General features: G+C 44.1%; 1 protein-coding gene. It reads left to right on the forward strand.

Annotated features, from left to right (window positions below):
- Nucleotides 1-57 precede the first annotated feature (57 nt).
- Nucleotides 58-321, forward strand: coding sequence for a hypothetical protein (locus FOI68_RS22825; RefSeq protein ID WP_143864419.1), 264 nt, complete (start codon nt 58-60; stop codon nt 319-321).
- Nucleotides 322-487: the final 166 nt, after the last annotated feature.

Below are 487 nucleotides of genomic sequence, written 5' to 3' on the forward strand. Positions count from 1 at the left end.
TACGATCCACATCCGGCGATTAAAGCACCGGTGGCGGTTTAAAAAGGGGGTTAATCGGTGCGGACAAAAGATGGAATGAATCTACCTTGGAACAAAACAATACCACGGCAGATGGCTACAGATGATTTTTCGGAAGAAGGAATCCGTTGCCCGTATTGTGGGCAGTACAAAGAGGTCTTAATCGGCATTCTTTTTGCTGAAGGAATAGATTCCATCTGTGAAGAGTGTGAAAAGCATTACACGCTAGTGGATTGGTTTAGGCCACCTTCGCAAAAGGAATTTGCGAAAAGAATCAATTCGATATTGGAGGGAGAGGAATGATCTACATCTTGCGTCATCCGGAAACAAACGCAGAGATCAAAACAAAACGCAAACGGAAAGTGAAGTTATACCAGCAACGTGGGTATAAGCTCGTGAATCAATATGACCCGAAAGAGACGCAGAATTGCAAGGCGTAAGGTCTGGACATAAAAAAAGACCGGACTTC

Source organism: Brevibacillus sp. LEMMJ03, assembly GCF_007197875.1.
Taxonomy (GTDB): domain Bacteria; phylum Bacillota; class Bacilli; order Brevibacillales; family Brevibacillaceae; genus Brevibacillus; species Brevibacillus thermoruber.